The sequence below is a fragment of the Streptomyces sp. NPDC030799 genome, assembly GCF_055572255.1.
This window is the reverse complement of the sequence record NZ_JBVIDS010000005.1, coordinates 303,720-322,235: the sequence shown is the minus strand read 5'-3', so window position 1 is coordinate 322,235 and position 18,516 is coordinate 303,720. Positions and strand designations below refer to the sequence as shown.

At 68.7% G+C, this 18,516-nt stretch carries 17 protein-coding genes and 1 pseudogene; 8 read left to right on the top strand and 10 right to left on the bottom strand.

The features are described from left to right. Window positions 1-28: 28 nt before the first annotated feature. A complete protein-coding gene (locus tag ACZ41I_RS14985) occupies window positions 29-205 on the bottom strand; it encodes a hypothetical protein (RefSeq protein WP_399767955.1) in 177 nt (58 codons plus the stop codon). A 66-nt stretch (window positions 206-271) separates the two neighbouring features. Between ACZ41I_RS14985 and ACZ41I_RS14980 the strand changes: the two genes are divergently transcribed. After that, the gene (locus tag ACZ41I_RS14980) at window positions 272-1,162 is read left to right on the top strand and encodes a hypothetical protein (RefSeq protein ID WP_399767951.1); all 891 of its coding nucleotides are present in this window, start codon (window positions 272-274) and stop codon (window positions 1,160-1,162) included. 1 nt (window position 1,163) lies between these two features. Here ACZ41I_RS14980 and ACZ41I_RS14975 read toward each other — a convergent pair whose 3' ends face one another. The 3 genes from ACZ41I_RS14975 to ACZ41I_RS14965 are packed head-to-tail and all read right to left on the bottom strand — an operon-like array spanning window position 1,164 to window position 4,463. Then, complete coding sequence (locus ACZ41I_RS14975) at window positions 1,164-1,919, bottom strand: decaprenylphospho-beta-D-erythro-pentofuranosid-2-ulose 2-reductase (RefSeq protein ID WP_468514274.1); 756 nt, start codon at window positions 1,917-1,919, stop codon at window positions 1,164-1,166. Further along, window positions 1,916-3,256, bottom strand: coding sequence for an FAD-binding oxidoreductase (locus ACZ41I_RS14970; RefSeq protein WP_468514273.1), 1,341 nt, complete (start codon window positions 3,254-3,256; stop codon window positions 1,916-1,918). Before ACZ41I_RS14970 ends, ACZ41I_RS14975 begins: the two co-directional genes overlap by 4 nt. After that, the gene (locus ACZ41I_RS14965) at window positions 3,249-4,463 is read right to left on the bottom strand and encodes a decaprenyl-phosphate phosphoribosyltransferase (protein ID WP_468514272.1); all 1,215 of its coding nucleotides are present in this window, start codon (window positions 4,461-4,463) and stop codon (window positions 3,249-3,251) included. Before ACZ41I_RS14965 ends, ACZ41I_RS14970 begins: the two co-directional genes overlap by 8 nt. A 124-nt stretch (window positions 4,464-4,587) precedes the next feature. Between ACZ41I_RS14965 and ACZ41I_RS14960 the strand changes: the two are divergent. Next, window positions 4,588-5,098, top strand: a pseudogene (locus ACZ41I_RS14960) (transposase family protein); the annotation flags it as partial. 164 nt (window positions 5,099-5,262) lie between these two features. Further along, window positions 5,263-5,769 (top strand): DUF6624 domain-containing protein, encoded by a 507-nt coding sequence (locus ACZ41I_RS14955; protein ID WP_399767943.1) that lies wholly within the window; start codon window positions 5,263-5,265, stop codon window positions 5,767-5,769. A 125-nt stretch (window positions 5,770-5,894) separates the two neighbouring features. On the opposite strand, the gene ACZ41I_RS14950 is transcribed toward ACZ41I_RS14955, so the two are convergent. Both ACZ41I_RS14950 and ACZ41I_RS14945 read right to left on the bottom strand, forming a co-directional pair. Further along, window positions 5,895-6,635, bottom strand: coding sequence for a class I SAM-dependent methyltransferase (locus tag ACZ41I_RS14950; protein WP_399767940.1), 741 nt, complete (start codon window positions 6,633-6,635; stop codon window positions 5,895-5,897). A 328-nt stretch (window positions 6,636-6,963) separates the two neighbouring features. After that, window positions 6,964-7,566 carry a TetR/AcrR family transcriptional regulator gene (locus ACZ41I_RS14945; protein ID WP_468514271.1) on the bottom strand — a complete coding sequence of 201 codons (603 nt, stop codon included), beginning with the start codon at window positions 7,564-7,566 and terminating at the stop codon, window positions 6,964-6,966. 71 nt (window positions 7,567-7,637) lie between these two features. On the opposite strand from ACZ41I_RS14945, the gene ACZ41I_RS14940 reads away from it, so the two are divergent. The 3 genes from ACZ41I_RS14940 (at window position 7,638) to ACZ41I_RS14930 (ending at window position 11,094) form a co-directional block, all read left to right on the top strand. Further along, window positions 7,638-8,465 carry a class I SAM-dependent methyltransferase gene (locus ACZ41I_RS14940; protein ID WP_399767938.1) on the top strand — a complete coding sequence of 276 codons (828 nt, stop codon included), beginning with the start codon at window positions 7,638-7,640 and terminating at the stop codon, window positions 8,463-8,465. Between the two features lie 357 nt (window positions 8,466-8,822). After that, window positions 8,823-9,014 carry a PAS domain-containing protein gene (locus ACZ41I_RS14935; RefSeq protein WP_399767936.1) on the top strand — a complete coding sequence of 64 codons (192 nt, stop codon included), beginning with the start codon at window positions 8,823-8,825 and terminating at the stop codon, window positions 9,012-9,014. Then, window positions 8,998-11,094 carry a PP2C family protein-serine/threonine phosphatase gene (locus ACZ41I_RS14930; RefSeq protein ID WP_468514270.1) on the top strand — a complete coding sequence of 699 codons (2,097 nt, stop codon included), beginning with the start codon at window positions 8,998-9,000 and terminating at the stop codon, window positions 11,092-11,094. Before ACZ41I_RS14935 ends, ACZ41I_RS14930 begins: the two co-directional genes overlap by 17 nt. Before the next feature lie 724 nt (window positions 11,095-11,818). On the opposite strand, the gene ACZ41I_RS14925 is transcribed toward ACZ41I_RS14930, so the two are convergent. After that, window positions 11,819-12,187 carry a hypothetical protein gene (locus ACZ41I_RS14925; protein WP_468514269.1) on the bottom strand — a complete coding sequence of 123 codons (369 nt, stop codon included), beginning with the start codon at window positions 12,185-12,187 and terminating at the stop codon, window positions 11,819-11,821. Between the two features lie 360 nt (window positions 12,188-12,547). Next, window positions 12,548-13,456 carry a LysR family transcriptional regulator gene (locus ACZ41I_RS14920; protein WP_399767927.1) on the bottom strand — a complete coding sequence of 303 codons (909 nt, stop codon included), beginning with the start codon at window positions 13,454-13,456 and terminating at the stop codon, window positions 12,548-12,550. A gap of 194 nt (window positions 13,457-13,650) precedes the next feature. Between ACZ41I_RS14920 and ACZ41I_RS14915 the strand changes: the two genes are divergently transcribed. Further along, window positions 13,651-14,346: a type 1 glutamine amidotransferase domain-containing protein gene (locus ACZ41I_RS14915; RefSeq protein WP_468323315.1), complete on the top strand. Its 696-nt coding sequence runs from the start codon at window positions 13,651-13,653 to the stop codon at window positions 14,344-14,346. A gap of 277 nt (window positions 14,347-14,623) precedes the next feature. Here ACZ41I_RS14915 and ACZ41I_RS14910 read toward each other — a convergent pair whose 3' ends face one another. Then, window positions 14,624-15,895 carry a hypothetical protein gene (locus tag ACZ41I_RS14910; RefSeq protein ID WP_468514268.1) on the bottom strand — a complete coding sequence of 424 codons (1,272 nt, stop codon included), beginning with the start codon at window positions 15,893-15,895 and terminating at the stop codon, window positions 14,624-14,626. A 265-nt stretch (window positions 15,896-16,160) separates the two neighbouring features. After that, entirely contained in the window at window positions 16,161-17,111 is a 951-nt protein-coding gene (gene sigJ / locus ACZ41I_RS14905; RefSeq protein ID WP_399767919.1) for an RNA polymerase sigma factor SigJ, read from the bottom strand. A gap of 151 nt (window positions 17,112-17,262) precedes the next feature. On the opposite strand from sigJ, the gene ACZ41I_RS14900 reads away from it, so the two are divergent. Further along, window positions 17,263-18,399, top strand: a complete 1,137-nt coding sequence (locus tag ACZ41I_RS14900; RefSeq protein WP_468514267.1) for an LUD domain-containing protein — start codon at window positions 17,263-17,265, stop codon at window positions 18,397-18,399. The last annotated feature ends 117 nt before the right edge of the window (window positions 18,400-18,516 follow it).

The following is an 18,516-nucleotide window of genomic DNA, read 5'->3' as shown; positions in this document are numbered from 1 at the left end:
CCACACTCCCCCACTCGGTGGCGGCAGTTCACAGGACGAAGTCCTCGGGGAGCACGAGACGCGGAAACCCTGTGATCGGGGCGGACCGGCGGTCGGCGGACGTGACCCGCCCGAACCGGTCGAGCCGGTCCCAGATCTCGGCAGGTGAGCGATGCAGGGTCCGCCCCAACTCTGCAAGCGGCACGTCGTCGTCGTAGGCCGTCATGAGAGTGGCATCAAGGTCAGCAGTCCATCGGTCGGTAGCGCCTGATGTCAAAGGAGCCTCCTCCCCATGGGGTCGATCACTATCGTATGGGCCGCTTCGGTCCTGCTCAATGTGCTCGGCAAGCTCAACCTCCGCAGCCTTGCGCTCAGTCCGGACGGACGGCGCTACCTCATCAAGGGATCCGGCCGGCCCGTGGCGATGCCCTTCGCCGTCCGCTGGGCGCTTCCGGCCCTTTGCCGTGACTCGCCGCTGCGGTGGCGGGTGTGCACGGACGTGCATCTCGTGGCCGTGCCCGTGCTCATGTACCTGTGGCTGGGTCCGTACGCTTCCGACGAGCGGTTACGGGTGGTGGGTGCGCTGCTTGTCTGCGGGTTGCCGGGCCTGTGGCGCATCCACATCAGGTGGCCGGTGTCCGTGGACGCGACGGCTCTGGCATGGGCTCTCGGCTCGGCTCTGCTCGTGCGGAACGGTCAGTTGGTGCCCGGAGTCCTCGCCGCTGTCTTCGCCGGTCTGGTGAAGGAGACGAGCCCGGTCTTCGCCGCCTGTTTCGCCTGGAGTCCCCTTCCCCTGGCCGGACTTCTGGCGCCCGCGGTGGTCAAGTGCTTCGCGCGCGTGGGTCCGGACCCCATGGGCCAGCCGGACGTCCTGGCCAACCCGTTTCTCGCCAGCCGGCTCTACCATGTCGGGCGCTGGTTCGACCCCAGGCTGATGGCCGCTCCGTGGGGGATCTGCCTGTTGGCCTTCGGTGTGACCGACAGAGACCTGCTCGTCATGCTGGCAGTCACAGCGGCCGTGGCCTACGGCCAGATCGTGATCGCCACCGATACGGTACGGCTCTACCAGTGGGCGGCGCCACCCGTCATCGCAGCCACCATCACGGTAGTGCCGTCCCGTTGGGCGTACGCCGCGCTTGCCGCCCACCTGCTCAATCCCTGGGCAGGCAAGGCCGAGACCTGACTCACACCGGAATCCGGCGGAGGACCGACCGCGGCAGCAGCCGCACCACGGTCATGACGGTGCGCAGCAGCGGCGGAGCCCACACGATGCCGGTGCGGCTGCGCAGAGCGGCAGCGATGGCTCGTGCGACCGCTTCCGGTGTGGTGGCGAAAGGCCGCCGGCGAAGGCCTGCGGTCATCTTTGTGGTGACGAAGCCGGGACGGACCACCATGACATGGACTCCCGAGCCGTGCAGCGCGTCACCAAGACCCTGTGCGAAGGCGTCCAGGCCTGCCTTGGCAGAGCCGTAGATGAAGTTGCTGCGACGTGCCCGCACCGCAGCGATGGACGACAGCACGATCAGAGCCCCGTGCCCCTGAGCCCGGAGCGCCTCGGCGCAGACCAGGCCGGCGGAGACCGCGCCGACATAGTTGACCTGACCGATCCGTGCCGCGACCACCGGATTGGACTCGTCGTCTCGCTGCCTGCCGAGCAGGCCGAAGGCCATCAACACGGCGTCGAACTCCTCGGCGGCGAAAAGCTCACCGAGGACCTTCTGGTGGGTCATGATGTCGAGTGCGTCGAAGTGCACGCACCGTACGTCGGCACCGAGCGCCCGCAGCGGGCCTGCGGCCTGCTCCTGCCTTGTTACGTCCCGGCCCGCGAGCACCACGCGCGTGACCCGCTTGGTGATCAGTAAGCGGGCGGTGGCGAGTGCGATGTCCGAGGTGCCTCCCAGGACAAGGAGGGACTGGGGACTGCCGAATGCGTTTCTCATAGACCAAGTCTCCGCGCCAGGTCGGACCGGAATACGCCGTGCGGATCGAGTCGGGCCCTGACATCGCGGAACTCCGAGATGCGCGGGTACATGAGTGCGGCCGCGGTGGGGGCCATGCGGCTGTCCTTGGCGAGGTAGACGCGGCCACCTGCTTCGAGCACGTGGGCGTCGAGGCGATCGAGCAGCACTTCCAGACCCGGCGCCGATGCCGGGAAGTCCAGGGCGAGGGTCCAGCCCTGCTGGGGAAAAGAGAGGTGGCCGGGCGAGCCTGGTCCCAAACGTTTGAGCACGCACAGCGTCAGCGGTGCCCTGTGACGGCGGACGGCCTGGAGGATCTTGGCCAGGGTGTCTTCCTGGCCGTCGGGGACGATGCACTGATGCTGCACCAGGCAGGCTCGGCCGTACAGCCGGTTCCAGTCGGTGACGGCGTCGAGCGGGTGAAAGAAGGCGGAAAGCGGGGTGAGCCGGCCGCGTCGGCGCCTCGGTGCCCGGCGGAAGCGGATCTCAGCGAGCGCGGCGAGCGGGGCGCGACCGAACAGGTCCATGGTGACTCCCCGGGGCACCGGCACCTGCGGTCGGGTACGCAACCGCAGCGGACAGGCGGTCCGGGCCGGGGGAAGGAGGTCGCGGGTGGCGTGCGTCCCGCGTTCCAGCACGGACCGGCCGAGCCGTCCTTCCGGGGCCAGCCAGGCCACCATGTACGGGTGGGGTGAGGGCTGCGTCATGAGGGACAGGAGTGCGTCGAGGTCGCTGCAGCGATCGGTGTCGGCACGCATCCAGGCCGTCTCGATGGGCAGCAGCCGGATCGTGGCCCTCAGCACGATGCCGGTCAGCCCCATGCCGCCGGTCGTCGCCCAGAAGGCGGACGGATCGTCGTGCGGTGTCACCGTGCGCACCGTTCCGTCGGCCTGGAGGAGGTCCAGTGCTTGGACGTGCTGTGCGAATCCACCGCCGGCCGGGTGGTTTTTGCCATGGACGTCGCAGGCGATGGCGCCTCCGACCGTCACCTGGCGGGTTCCTGGGGTCACCGGAAGGAACCAGCCGAGCGGCACCAGCACATGCATGAGTTGGTGCAGGCTGACTCCCGCTTCGCACATCACTGTGCCCGCCCGGGCATCGATGCGGAGGATGCGCGCGAGCCCGGTCATGTCGACCACGACACCGCCCGCGTTCTGCGCGGCGTCCCCGTAGCTGCGCCCCAGCCCGCGGGCGACCACGCCTCGTCCGGGCCGGCTCGACAGCACCTTCCTGAGACCGTCCAGGTCACCGGGCCGGACAACGGTGGCCGCGCTCGGTGCCGTACGCCCCCAGCCTGTGAGCAGGACCCGGTCAGACATGGAGTGCTCCGAGTGCGATGAGTGCGGCCCAGCTCAACGCGAGCATCACCATGGTCGATGACCCGAGGACCACGTCTTCCGGCTGCTCCGCCTGGCCGCGGTCCACGTGGTAGGCGTATCCGAGGACCGCCGCTGTGAAGGGTATGACGCTGAGCAGCGACCACGGTACGCCGGTCTGGGCGGACGCCGACACCTCGAAGGCCCACAGGTTGTACGACAGGAGCGCGGTCGCAGCCCCGATGATCCAGACGAAACGCAGATACGAAGGGGTGTACGCGGCGCACACCCGGCGGGACCGAGGCGCGTCCCCACCGAGTGCGACCAGCTCGGAGTATCGCTTGCCGGCCACCATGAACAGCGCTCCGAATCCGGACACCAGGAGGAACCACTGGGACAGATGGAGTCCGGTTGCCAGGCCACCCGTCATGGCCCGCAGGAGGAAGCTGGCTGAAACCAGGCACAGATCAACGATCGCGACGTGCTTGAGCCTCACGCAGTAGGCGACGTTGAGTGCAAGGTAGGCCGCTACGGCCGTCAGAGCGGCGCCTGTGGTGAACGCGGCGGCGGTCAGTGCCAGCCCGGCGGCTAGCGCGCACACCGTCCACGCGACGGGCAGCGAGAGGGCGCCTGCCGGGATCGGGCGGCTCCGCTTGGCCGGGTGGGTTTGGTCCGACGGGGCGTCAAGGATGTCGTTCAGGAAGTAAATGGACGAGGCGGCGCAGCAGAACGCGATGAACGACACCGCGGCCATGCGCAGCGACCACGGATCGAACCGGCCTGCGGCGAGCGGCGCCGCGAACACCAGCACGTTCTTCGTCCATTGCCGGACTCTCGCGGTTCGGACCAGCCCCGACAAGGTCGGGCACGACTGCGGTAACGCAGACGTCCGCAGGGGTCTGGGCGGGTGCGTACACTCCCCCGCAGCGACCGCCACGGCTGTGTACGAGGCCGGGCGCGCCATCCGGGTGGGTACCGGGGTGCCGACAACTGCCTGGAGGGACAAGGCCGTATCCACACGTGGCTCACGGCGCCGGCCCTGGCCGCGGACCACCCAGCAGATGCTGGGCGCTCTGATCAGCAGTGACAGAGCCAACCCTGCAGTGATCCAGACATTCGCGGCCCACACCAGCTCCACCCGCCGCACCACTGCCCACCTGATGAAGTGCCGCATGCCGCCATCCCCGTCCAGCGAGCCGGACAGTGCCATCCCTACGATGACATCCAACGGACGTCGTGGGTACTGCTTCTGTCAGCCTGCATACTCGGTCGGCAACGGGGCATGGGTGTCAGCCGCAGCTGCCGACGCGGCTAGGGCCTGGCCGGCGGATCACGTGACCTCTCACGCTCCGGCATGTTGGCGTGTTCATGGGCGGGGAGATCTCACGAACGAGGAATGGACCCGGCTGAAGCCGCATCTGCCCAAGTCCAGTCGGGGTGCCGTGGCGGGATCTGCCTGCGCGGTTCGGCAAGTGGAAGACGGTGTACGAGAGGCACAGATCTAAGCGGCCGTCCTGGCCGATGCGGATGCCCAGGGCCGCATCGACTGGTCCATGGTGAGCGTGGACTCCACCACCTGCCGGGCCCACCAGCACGCCGCCGGAGCACGCAAGAACCCACCACGGGCGCCGGGGAAAGACGCACGCCCCGCAGCTCATCCCCATCGTGGAACGCATCCGCGTCGGCCGGCTCGATGGCGGACGCCCGCGCACCCGTCCGGACCACCTCGGCGGCGACAAGGCCTATTCCTCCCGGCGTAACCGCCGCTACCTGCGCAGACGGCAGATCAAACACACCGCCCCCGAGCTGAAGAACCAGCGGGCCAACCGTCAACGCCGCGGCAGCAAGGAGTGACCGTCGCAGCGATCCGGCTCTGGCTCCGGAGGTAGATCCATTATCCCGGTGCGGCGAGGTGCCTGTCACCGTTCTCCGGAATGATCTTTACATCCGTTTTGCACCACTAGGCTTGCGGGCGGACACAAAGCACGGTTCTGACCTGGGAGTTGAGAGTGGCGCACGACGTTGCCGCGCTGGCGGTGGAACTCACGGACATGGCTGCGGCCGATCACCAGTTGGCAGTCCGCGCGAACAGCGACGACCCCGCCGAGCAGCTGGCGTGGCGGCGGCTGACCGCCCGGCACGGTGACCGGCTCAACGAGATCATGGAGGAATACGGCTGGCCAACGGCGGAACTGGTCGGCGAGGAGGCCGCACGCGCGGCATGGCTGATCGCTCAGCACGCTGACCGGCAGCTCGACGTTCAGCGTCGCGCCCTCCAGCTGATGCAGCACGCAGTGTCGGCAGGCTCGGCCAGCCCGCGCGAGCTGGCCTTCCTGCGCGACCGCACGCTGGTCAATGAGGGCCGCAAGCAGGTCTACGGAACTCAGATCGCCGGCGTGAAGGACGGGTCACCGGTTCCGTGGCCCTGCGAAGAGCCCGAGCGCATGGACGAACTCCGTGCGGAAGTCGGCATCGAGCCCTTCGATGAGTACGTCGCCAAGTTCTCCAAGGCATGACGCCCCCTTCCCAGTCGCGTCCGGTGGATCACTGCCCGGGCTCACCTGCCGCGGGCAATGATCCGCCGGACAGGCCCGGGGCCTGCCCGGCGAGGGGATGCCTTCGCGTCTCGGCGCGGCGGAACTTACGGTTTGTGGGTTACCCAGAGCAGTTCCGCCGGCCAGCGGTGTGCCCAGTCAGGTGGGTCGGTCTCGTTGTAGCCGTTGGGTGTTCCGAGTTCGGGCCGCGGCTCGATGAGGTCGTCGATGATGAGACCCGCGCCGCGCAGGACCTTGACCCAGTCGCCGTAGGTGAGCTGATAGCTGGTCGCGCCGTCGTCTTCGGCGATGGTGTTCAGCCCGAAGTAGTCCTTCTGCAGCGTCGTGGTCACGCGGCTGGCGGCTTCGTCGTAGCAAGCTTCGAACCATGGGCTGGCGACGTTGAACACCAGGCGCCCGCCTCGGCACAAGACGCGTGCGGCCTGCGGGACGGCCAGGTGCGGGGGCGCCCAGCTGAGCCCACCGAAGTCGCAGAACACCAGGTCGAAGCTGTCGGCGGCGAAGGGGAGTTGTTCGGCGGCGCCTTGCACTAGCGGGTAGCGGGCCGCTCCCATCGCGCGGGCCGCTGCGGCAAGTTGGGCTTCGGACAGGTCGAGCCCGACCACGGTGGCGCCCTCGGCGGCGAGCGCCCTGGACCACTGACCGGCGCCGCAGCCGAGTTCGAGGACGCGCTTGCCAGTGACGTCGCCCAGGGCGTGCAGGTGCGCGTCGGGGATGGAGTACATGCCCCACAGCCGGGGCGCGGCGCCAATTTGCGGGTCGTGCTCGTGCTGGTAGGCGCTGCTGATCTGGTTCCAGAGCCGCCGGTTGGCGGGGATGCTGTCCACCTGCCGACTCCAGCACTGCCTGCCGGGGGCGGTCAACACCATTAGGGCACTGGCCGGCCCTCGCCTCGGTCCGGCCCTGGCTCGGCCCGTGATCCGCCGGACGAGCCCTAGATGTCGGCACCGAGGGATGGATTCCGACACCTGCTCATCGGCTACGTGCGGGCTTCCACTGCCGACCGGAATCCCAGCCGTCAGATCGACGCCCTGGAGGCCGGACCATTCACGGACGTTGATTTTCGACGCGAGCCATCCAGCACTGTCCGACTGCGGGGTTCTTGATCACGACGGCACCTGTCGACAGACGTTCGGTGTCCGCGCTCAGGGGTCTCTAGGCAGGTCGTCGTTGCACGGCGTCGGCGATGACCGCTGTCACGAGTTTGTTGACGACTGCCGTGGTCGGCGGGCCGGGGTCACGGTCTGCGAAAAGGAGATGGCCGCCACCGACCAGGGAGAGGGTGAGTGAGTCGATGTCGGCGTCGGCCGCGATGCGGCCCCGTTCACGCTCGTCGGTCAGATAGGCGGAAATCGCCGTCGTGGCCTCGGCGAGGATCGCGATGCCGCCTCCGGGCCTGGCTTGCCGCAGCCGTGCGCGCAGCTCGTCCCGGAAGGTGATGAGCGGGATGATGGCCACCTGAACCGGTCCGAACAGAGTGGTCAGCGCGCCGGTGAGGTTGTCGACCACTGTGCCGGTGCCGGCGGACTCGCGCAGCGCACTCGCCTGTGCTTCGAGCTGCGCGGCCCGGTCGAGGACCAGGTCGGCCAGGAAGGCGTCGAAGTCGGAGAAGTGCCGGTGCAGGACGCCTTTGGCGCATCCCGCCTCGTCGGTGACGGCCCGGCTGGTCAGCCCGTTCGGCCCGTCCCGCAGAAGCACGCGTTCGGCGGCGTCGAACAGTTGCTGCCGCGCGTCGCGAAGGTGCACCCCAGTCGGCACTCACAGCTCCTCTCGCGTATCAACTCGCTGCACCACTTGCTGAGTGGGCATGCGCCCACTAAGGTGGGCGCATGCCCATATTACACGGAGAGCAACCGGAACAGCCCTCGGCGCAGCCGCATGGATCCCGGCGGATGGCCGAGTCATTCGGCGCGGACGCGCAACGCTACGACCGGGCCCGGCCCGGCTACCCCGATGCATTGGTGACGCGGATTGTCACCGGGAGCCCCGGGCCCGATGTGCTCGACATCGGCTGCGGCACCGGCATCGCAGCCCGCCAGTTCCAGGCGGCCGGCTGCGCCGTGCTCGGCATCGAGCCCGATGCGCGGATGGCCGACTTCGCGCGAGCCCGTGGCCTGCGGGTCGAGGTGGCGACCTTCGAAGACTGGCAGCCGGCGGGCCGGACGTTCGACGCGGTCGTCGCCGCCCAGTCGTGGCATTGGGTGGATCCGGTCGCCGGTGCCGTGAAGGCGGCACGCGTGCTGCGTCCAGGGGGACGGCTGGCGATCTTCGGACACGTGTACGAGCCGCCGACCGAGGTGGCCGAACCGTTCGCCGCCGCCTTCCGGCGGGCGGCGCCCGACTCCCCGCTCAATGGCCAACCGGCCCGACGTCCACTGCACCTCTACCAGGCGGCATACGCGAGGTTCGCCGACAAGATCCGGGAGACCGGACAGTTCAAGGATCCCGAACAGTGGCGATTCGACTGGGAGCAGTCCTACACGCGCGACCAATGGCTGGATCTGCTGCCCACCACCGGCGGTCTCACCCAACTGCGTCCCGATCAGCTGGCCGAGGTACTGCAAGCGGTCGGGGGCGCCATCGATTCCCTGGGCGGAAGCTTCACGATGAGCTACACCACCCTGGTCGCAACCGCCGTACGCGCCGACGCCTCCTGAGCTTGCCGCCAAGTAGCTGCTCGCAGCACCGCCGCGCACCGCCCTGCGGCGGCGCCTGCACGCCATGTCCGCGCTGCCACCTGAATTGTCTCCGCTTCCGGCGATTCTGGCGCACCTCGACCGGCAGGTCGCAGATCACGGAGAACGACACGATCGGCATCCACCTGCGGCCCCAGCGAGATGCCGTCGAGAAGGCTCTCGCCCGCGTCAACCGTCCGGTTCAGCCACCTGAAGGACGTCAAGTGAACAAGCGGCGGCCCACTGCCCGCCCTCGTGTGCGACTGATCCACATGCCGTCACCACCGTGCGGGCTTAGCGTTCTGAACATGAGCATGAGGTGCTGCGTCGAATGATCTGGTGTGCCTCGACCTCGCGGGGCACATCACCTACGTGAACACCGCCGCCGGGCTGCTCGGCAAAGCCCCGGAGCAGCTACTGGGCACTCAGCCGTCGCAGCCACTGTCCCGGCTCGACAACACCACGTACATGGACGCGTACCGCACTGCTTTGAGCAGCCGTGAGGAGGTTGCCCGTGAGCAGCGTAGTTGATCCCCTCGGATCGGCCCTGGCGTCGGCTGTGCGCCGCACGGGTGCCAGGTTCGGGGCTGTCTACCTGGTGGACCCGGATGAATCGACGATGTGTGCGGTCGCGCTGTGTGGTGTGCCGGTCGACGCCTTCGCTCCGTGGTGGCGGGCCGCGTTTGCCGCGCCCGGTCCGATGCAGGATTCGATACGCAACGAGCGGCTCGTCTGGGTGAGTTCCCTGGAAGAGCTGGCGAGTCTCTACCCGCGCGCCGCGGCGAACCTCCCTTATCAACTCGCCTTCGCGGTCGCCGCGTTCAGGCAGGTCCGGCACTGCCAGGGTGCACTGCTGCTCGCGTGGCCTCCCGGTCGTACGCCTGCTCTCAGCCGCAGTGAGCGCGGACGCATCGCCTTCAGCGCCCGGCGCATCGCGGGTGTACTGAACGCGGCTGCCGGCGCTCCGGCTATCCCGGAGCGGCCCCGCTTCGTCCCTCCACGCCTCGAGGAGCCAACGCCGCAGTCCGCCTCGGCGACGGCCGGCCTGATCGAACGCCTTCCCCTCGGCACCGTCGCCCTCGACCTCGCGGGGCACATCACCTGCGTGAACACCGCCGCCGCCCGGCTGCTCGGCAAACCCGCGGAGCAGCTACTGGGCACTCAGCCGTCGCAGTCACTGCCCTGGCTCGACAACATCTCGTACATGGACGCGTACCGCACTGCTTTGAGCAGCCGTGAGGAGGCTGCACTGACTGTCCTGCGCCCCCCGGACCGGTGGCTGGACCTCCGCCTCTACGCGGACGACAGCGGCACGAGCATCCTCCTCACGCCCCACCGCTCGCCGAGACCTCTCGGCACGCAGCCCTCCACCGGGGCCGCAACCTCACCGGAGAGCCGGATTCATCTTCTGATGGTTCTGGCGGCCGCATTGACCGAAACCGTCGGCGTTCAGGACGTCGTCGACCTGGTCGCCGACCAGGTCCTGCCTGCCTTCGGCGCCCATGGCATGATCATGGCCGCGACCGATCCGGACCGTGTCCGGATCATTGGTTACCGCGGGTACGAACCCGATGTCATCGAGCAGTTGGACGGCCTGCCCACGGACGCCGATCTGACCCCCGCCGGCCGCGCGATGGCAACCGGTGTGTCCTTGTTCTTCGCCAACCGGGAAGAGCTCGCCCACCTGTACCCCCAGGCGCCGCAACTCTCCGACAAACAAGCATGGGCCTTTCTGCCACTGCTCAGCTCCGGACGCCCGGTCGGCGGTCTCCTGCTCGCCTACAACGACCCCCACCACTTCACTGCCGCCGAGCGTTCCCTCCTGACGCCGCTCGCCGGTCTCATCGCCCAGGCCTTGGACCGCGCCCGCCTCTACGACGCCAAGCACGGCCTCGCTCACGCCCTTCAGCAGACCCTCCTGCCTCATGCCCTGCCCACGGTCACCGGACTGGAGGTGGCCGCCCGTTACCACCCCGCCAGCCACGGTGTGAATCTCGGCGGCGACTTCTATGACCTCATCCGCCTCACCGACACCACCGTGGCAGCCGTCATCGGAGACGTGCAGGGCCATGACATGTCGGCAGCGGCCCTCATGGGCCTGGTGCGCATGGCCGTCCACTCCCACGCCACGGCTGGAGCCACGCCCGACCAGGTTCTCACCCGCACCGACCGCGACCTCGCCGACCTGAATGCCAGCCGCTTCGTCTCATGTCTCTACGCCCACCTCGACCTCGCCCGCCACCAGGTGACCCTCGCCAGTGCAGGACACCCGCCCCCGCTCCTTCAACACCCCGACAACCCGGCACATGCCGTCGCCATCCATCCCGGCCCGCCTCTCGGCGTCGGTCTCGGCACCCACTCCTATCCGCTCACCTCGATGTCACTGGGCCCAGGGGCACTTCTGGCCCTCTACACCGACGGCCTCGTGGAAATCCCCGGCATCGACATCTCCGAGGCCATCACCGACCTCGCAGACGGCCTCGGCGAGTGGGGTGGTCTCCCTCTGCACCAACTCGTGGACAGCCTCGTCCACCGCGCTCGCCAAGCCAATCAACACACTGACGACATCGCCCTCCTCCTGCTCCGGCCCAACCACGTTGCCGAGCTGTGATCAAATCAATGACAACGCTGGTTCGGTGTGCACGGGCATTCCGCCGCACCGCTCCTGCCTGCGCAACGTCGTGTGAGGCACACAGGGGCGTCACGCCGTCCGGTCGAACTGCTGCGGCGCGGACAGCTTCGCCTCGGCCCACTCACCACGGGCCCGGTGCAAGGCGCCGGTGGCACGGCCGGCCGGGGGCTGGGACCGTCGCCCTTGAACGGCAGTCACGCAGAATCTTCCGAAGGGCGTTTCGAGGGCTTTCCCGTCGCCTACCGGGATGCCGATCTGGGCACCGTACAGCAAGTGGCTCGGTACGGCGTTTGCACGGCTGCCCATCGCCGAGCACGTCGGGCCGCATCTCAGCGCGGCCGTGCATGCCAACGGCTGGCGTGCGCGTGAGGCGGCACTCTGCGCCGCGCAGCGCGAGCTGGCCATTGCCACCAACCGGCTCCGCCTCGCCGATGAGGTGAACCCCGAGCCCCGACAGTTCTTTGCGCCTCACCCCCAGCGAGGGCGAGCCCTGATCGCTCGCGCCCCCGGGCGGAGCCGCTCTTCGCGGAGGTCCTTCAGCGCGGTTCTTCTCGGCCGGAGTGATGTCACAGAGTCTGTACGAGTCCGGTGCGATGAGCCTGCCGGAGATCGCGAAGGAGACGGGCTGAGCCGCCGCACCGCCATCGACCGCGCCCGCGACGCGGCCTGACGTCGAAGGCTGCTCACCAGCAGACCGAACGCCCTACTCGTCGAGGAACTGATACGCCCCGCTCACGGCTCCGATCACCACGATCCCGTCGCGGACCTGCCACTCGCTCATGCCATCGACCTCGTGGCTGACGATGAACAGACCAGTGATCAGGTCATTGTCGTCATCGGAGGCCGGAATCCGCGCCACGCTCCGTAGTCGCTCCAGGAACCAGTCGACGGACTGAGCACGCATTTCCGCCCCGAAGAAGGCCCAGTTGACGAAGTTGTACTGCCGTGGGGGAAAGGCCCAGCCACCGCTGTACGTCCGATCAGGATCGTCCGATTCAACGATCTCCCTGACCTGGGCGAGCTGCCGATCATCGCACTCCAGCCAACCCCTGACACTGACGAGGGCACCCATGACGATCGCTCTCCCCCACGCTCCAGGCCGCCATGCGATGGACGCCCGCTCCGATCGGCGGCACGATAGTCATGACCGGATTGATCGAGCAATGCGTTTCGGTCCTCCGCCCAGCGGCGAGGACGAGCGGTCGGTGACGATCGAGGACGCACCGTTAAACCCGCGCACCGGCGCGAGGCGGGTCGTCGGTCAGCGGAAGCGATGTCACCGCTGTGCGATCTCGTCGACTTGGGCCCTGGCCGGTGGGTTGAGCAGCACCTGCCCCGATCAAGACCGAGAGGCTCGTGCGCCGTGAGCCGGAGGCCCGGGACCGTGCGGCGGTCATCGTTGTTGCTCACGGCAGTTGATGCGGCCCTTCGCTCACCAGGTCTTCGCAGCAGCGAGCAGATGCTCACGGACGAGCGTGACGTGAGGATTGGTGGAACTGCCTGGGCGTTGGACGAGGTAGGCGGTGTTGATCGGGGGGTCCTCCGGCTGGTGCAGTAGCCGGAGGGCGCCGGAGGCGAGTTCGGTGCGGCATAGATAGCTGGGCAGAACACTCCAGCCGGCGCCGACCGTGAGGGCAGTCAGGACGCTGCGCAGATCGGGGATGGTGATCGCAGCCTGAACGTGCAGGCGGCGGTCGAAGACGTGGCGCCAGTAGCGGCGGGCGATGGGCAGGTCCTCCGCGTAGGCGATCAGTGGTTGGCTTTCCAGGGCAGTAGGCAGTTCCTGTCCTTTGAGCCGTTCGGCCCAGACGGGCGCAGCGACCAGGACGAACTCCTCGTCGGTGAGGAGTTCGGCGTGCAGCGTCCGGCCCCGGGGCCGGCGGGTGGCGACGACGAGGTCGTGGCGTCCGGCCCGCAGTTCCTCGAGCAGCGGTTCGGTCAGTCCGATGGCCACCCGCAGCCGGACGCCCTGCGCGACCAGCGGAGCCAGCGTCTGAAGGCCGAGGGTGCTCAAGAACTCTGCGGGCCCGGCCAGGTGCACCGGCGGCGTGTTGCTGCTCGGCTCCTCGCCGGTGATGTCGGCCAACTGATCCAGAGGAGCCGACAGTCGCGTGGCAAGTTCGTCCGCGTGGGGCAGCGGGGTGACACCGTGCGCCCGGCGTTCGAACAGTTCACGGCCCAGACGGTTCTCCAGCGCCCGGATCTGCGTGGTCACGGTGGACTGCGACAGGCCCAGCCGTCGTGCAGCGGCAGTGAAGGACCCCAGGCGGTGCACGGCAAGGAAGGTGCGCAACAGGTTCAGGTCCAGCGGACCGGACCCATGAGTGTGTTGATCGCTCACGGCGTCGAGCCTACGAGGTACGCACGGCAGCCACCTGCATCCGTCCTCGTACCGGGCATCGGTTCGTCGATACCTGGTATCGATGCCTTCATTGGCGCGATTACTTCAGCAGCTTTAGCTTCGAAAGCCGGAGCGCTGACGTTCTGAAGTCGGAACGCCGGCGCGTGAACCTCCCGACTTCCGGAGACCACACCATGTCGAAGATCCTTTTCGTGATGACCGGCGCCGACCACTGGACGCTGGCAGACGGCAGCAAGCGCCCGACCGGCTTCTGGGCCGAGGAGGTCGTGGTCCCGTACCAGGCGTTTACGGCCGCTGGACTCGAGATCGTCGTCGCCACACCGGGCGGCGTCGTACCGCCTCTGGACGAGGGCAGCCTGGCGCCGCAGTTCAACGGCGGCGAGGAGGGGGCGAAGAAGATGACGGACGCCCTCGCCTCGATCGGCGAGATTCAGCACCCCATCAGGCTGGAGGACGTCGACCTCGACGACTACGCCGTCGTCTTCTACCCCGGTGGCCACGGCCCGATGGAAGACCTGGCCGTCGATGCGACCTCCGGAAATCTCCTCATCGATGCCCTCGCCTCGGGCAAGCCGCTCGGCGTGGTCTGCCACGCCCCGGCCGCGCTACTGGCCGCCACCAAGGCCGACGGCAGCAATGCCTTCGCCGGCTATCGGCTCACCGGATTCAGCAACGCCGAGGAGACCCAGGCCGGCCTCGCAGCCAAGGCCAAGTGGCTGCTCCAGGACCGCCTGGTCGAGATCGGCGCGGACTACCAGGAGGGCGAGCCGTGGGCCCCGAACGTGGTCGTCGATCGCAACCTGGTCACGGGCCAGAACCCCGCCTCCGCCGGACCCGTCGCAGCCGAAATCCTCAAGAAGCTGACCTGAGGCCCGCGGCCAACCCAGAAAGGTTTGTGAGCCGGGCGGCACCGGGACCCGCCAGACTGGAGTCGAGGTCGGCAAGTAGATCTACGAGAACGGCGGCGTGGTCTCCTCGGTCTGCCATGATGCCTGCGGACTGCTGCCGGAAGTCCTGCGGTGGATCGATGGGGAGGATCCCGTCCCGCAACGGGTGAAGTGGTCATCGACGTCGGCCGCCTTGACCAGACGCCCCGGCCAGGGGTCCGTATCGGACACCTGGCCGGTCGTGTGCGCTCAGCGGGTGCTACAGCTGTGGCTGTGGCACCCGCTGCCAGCTGAACGGGCCGTAGGTTGTGTCGGTGGCGGGGTAGTTGGCATTCGGGTCGACAGTCAGTTTCAGCCATTCCAGCGGAGTGGTGCTGCCGTGCACGACGATCCGATGGAAGTTCGAGACGTTGTAGTACGGGTGCTCGTTCCACGCGTTGTCGCTCGGGTCGTGGGCGCACACGCCGGCCCCCGTGGCCGGGTCCGTCTCGCCGGTGCATGTCGCCGTCGGAGACAGCGGGTTGTCCGAGCGGTACAGGTGCGAGTCACCGTTGAGCATCAGCACGGGCCGGCCGAACTCGGTCGTCCTCGCGGCGACTTCGCTGATGATCGGCTCGTAGTTCGTCAGGTGGTCCTTGGTCTTGCCGTCGAGGTCCCACATGTCGGCCTGTGCCGTGATCACCACGCCCTTGGCGTGCTGGGCCCCCGCGACGGCGAAGGCAGCATCGAGCCAGCGGACGTCGGCGGCGGTCCGGTTGGTCCGCTCGTCGGTCTGCGTCTGAGTCGCGGTCGGCACCTTGTACCAGGGGTCGGTGTCGTTGTTCGAGCCGCCAGGCACGTTGATGGTCACGAAGACGATGTCGTTCTGTGCCCACATCACGTTCTCGACGTACTGCGCGTCGCCCGGGTGAGTCGGGTCGTGGGCGGTGGCCTGGGAGATCACGTTCAGTGTCCCGCTGCCGAGGGTGTGGCCGGGCTGGGCGAAGAAGTCGTGCCGGACTTCGGCGAGGTTGTCGAGCGGGTTACCGCAGTGGTAGCTGACGCAGTCCGCCGTGTTGGTCGACAAGCCGCTCGTGCCGATGTAGTTGATCGCACCGGAGGCTGAGTCGTAGAAGCCGCCGCCTTGACCGGGTGAGGTGAGACTTGACGCCTTGTGGCAGTCGGCCCACTCGTTGTCGCCCGGCGTGTAGACGAGCGGCTTGGTGAGGGTCTGCCACATGGACGCGATCGAGGCGTCGTAGTCCTCGGTGCAGAACTCCTTGCCCGAGTGTATGTCGCCCACGTGGATGACGTCGCTGATCGTCGGGTCACTGTTGATGGTGCCGATGAACCCAGGGGTCTTCTGGAACTGCGATGTGTCGGCGGCCTGGCCCGCTGGCGCGTACGCCGACCTGCCGTACGGCGAGTCGCCGAACACGGCGAGCGTCAGTGGGCCGTCGGCTGCAGATGCCGTGGCGGCCGACCCCACGGAAGAGGCAAGGCCGACGGCGACGAGCGTGATGAGCCCGCGTCTCAGCATGCGTCTGAACATGCGTCCCTCTTTCAGGTCCGGTGCGGGGGGGGCGCTCCAGTGAACTGGATGATCAGGGAGCGTGACATGGCGTCAATGGCGGCGCGGAGATGACGAACTGGCGAAATCTCGGCCGCGCCCACATCACGGCACCCCGTGAACCACCCATACGGAAGCTGCGCTGCGCCGTCCCGGACTCACCGGCAGCGAGTGGCGCCTCGCGCATCGCCTTGGTCTACTGCCAGGACCTCCGCGGCGGGGTGACCGGCAGCGTGCGTCGGGACGGTCAGGACAGGCCCCATGGGCGGAGCTTGTCCGGGTTGCGCACCGCCCAGATGTGCGTGATCCGGTCGTCGGCGACCTTGAACGCGAACACCGTCTCGATCCGGCCCCCGGACTCGACGACCAGGCCCGGCAGCCCGTTGACCGTGCGCTCGAGGATTGTCCGGGGCGGCGCGAGGCGGGCGATCGTCAGGTAGAGGTGGGCGATCCGCTCGGCGCCCTCGATCGGCAGCAGGTGGGCGATGACGCGGCCGCCGCCGTCGGAGATCGCGGTGGCGCCCGGGTCGAGCAGGCCGATCAGGGCCTCGATGTCCTGCGCCTCCCAGGCCGCCTTGAATCGTCGGACGACGCTCGCCTGCCGGGCCGCGTTCGGGCTCGCCTCGGCTCGCGCGAGGGCGATGCGGCGGCGGGCCGAGGACGCCAGCTGTCGGCATGCCGCGGGGCTGCGGCCGACGATCTCGGCCACCTCGGCGAACGGATAGCGGAAGACGTCGTGCAGCACGAAGGCAACGCGCTCGGCCGGGGTCATCGACTCGAACACGACCAGGAAGGCCATGGTCACCGACTCGTCGAGGGTGATCCGGTCGGCCGGGTCCACGCCGGCTCCGCCCGCCGCCCCGGCGATCCACTCGGCCGGGTCGGGCAGCGGCTCCGGGATCCATTCGCCGACGTAGGACTCCCGCCGGGCGCGCGCGGAGCCGAGCAGGTTCAGGCAGATGCGGCCGGCCACCTTCGTCAGCCAGGCGCCCGGGGACTCGATGGCCTCCTGCTCGGCCCGGGACATCGCGTACCAGCGGGTGTAGGTCTCCTGGACGACGTCCTCCGCGTCGGCCAGGGAGCCGAGCAGCCGGTAGGCGAGATTGAGCAGCTGTCGCCGCTCGCTCATGATCGTTTTCAGGCCCGGGTCCTGCTGCTCGTCTGTCTGCCGCTGTGCCTGTTCCGACGGGGTGGTCATACGCTCTCCGGCTCCCTCGTTCACGTGCCTTCTCCAGTACGACAAATCAGAGCGGCGGAATGTGAGGTCAGCGGCTCGCCTCACATTCGGCGGGGCTGCGTTGTCGGACTGGTGAAGACGAGTACACCATCCAGAGGACAGGAAGCTCAGCATGAACGACTTTCAGGAGATCGCCGATCGCGTCGAGATCGAGGCGCTGCGCGGCGAGTTCACCGACGCGGCGATGATGCGCGACCGTGCCCGCCTCGCCGCGCTGTTCACCTCCGACGGCGTTCTGCGCATGCCCAACGTCCCGGTCGAGTTCATCGGCCGGGAGGAGATCCGGACCGGAGGCGAACGCCTGCAGAGCCAGTGGGACTTCTTCGTGCAGAACAGCCACCCAGGCATGATCCGGATCGACGGCGACACCGCCACCGGTCGCACCTACATACAGGAGATCGCACGTCTGCTCGACGGCCGCTCGGGCCTGAACTTCGCCATCTACCACGACACCTACCGGCGTACGCCGGAGGGATGGAAGTTCGCCGAGCGGGTCTACGAGGTCAGGTACATCGACACCACCCCGCTGGGGGGTTCGGCGCCCAGCCCCGACGCTCAGGCGCACGAGTCCGGCAGGGCCGGGGACGCTGGTCGGGCACCGGGTACCGGTGAGACGGACGCGTCGGTCACGGGGGTGGCCGACGACTTCGCCGCACCGGCGTCCGCCGAACGGCTGGACCGGGCGATCTCGGCGCTGCGGGCGAACGGTTTCACCGCCGAACTGCTCGACGACGCCGCGGCGGCCCGCGCCCGCATCAAGGATCTGATCCCGCAGGGCGCGGGCGTGTTCACCGGGGCCAGCGAGACGCTTCGGCTCTCCGGCATCGTGGAGGACATCGAGGCGGGCGACCGCTACCAGGCCATCCGGCCGCGCGTGGGGAAGATGGACCGCGCCACCGAGTTCGACCAGATCCGCCGGCTGGTGGCCGCCCCTGACGTCTTCGTCGCCAGCGTTACGGCCGTCACGGAGACCGGCTCGCTCGTCATCGCCTCGGGCAGCGGCAGCCAGCTGCCCGCCTCCGCGGGCGGCGCCGCGAGGGCGATCTGGGTCGTCGGTGCGCAGAAGGTGGTGCCCGACCTGAGCACCGCGCTGCGCCGGGTCGAGGAGCACGCCCTCCCGTTGGAGACCGCGCGGGCCCAGGCGGTCTACGGGCAGCCGAGCGCGGTCAACCGTCTGCTCGTCCTCAACGCGGAGCCGCAGCCCGGGCGCGGCACCGTCCTGCTGCTGCGCGAGGCCATCGGATTCTGACATCCCGCGCAGTGAGGACGTGAGAACGCCGCTGGGGGGGGGGGGGGGGGGGGGGGGGGGGGGGGGAGGCCCCCCCCCCCCCCCCCCCCCCGCCCCCCCCATTTTCTTTCACGACGC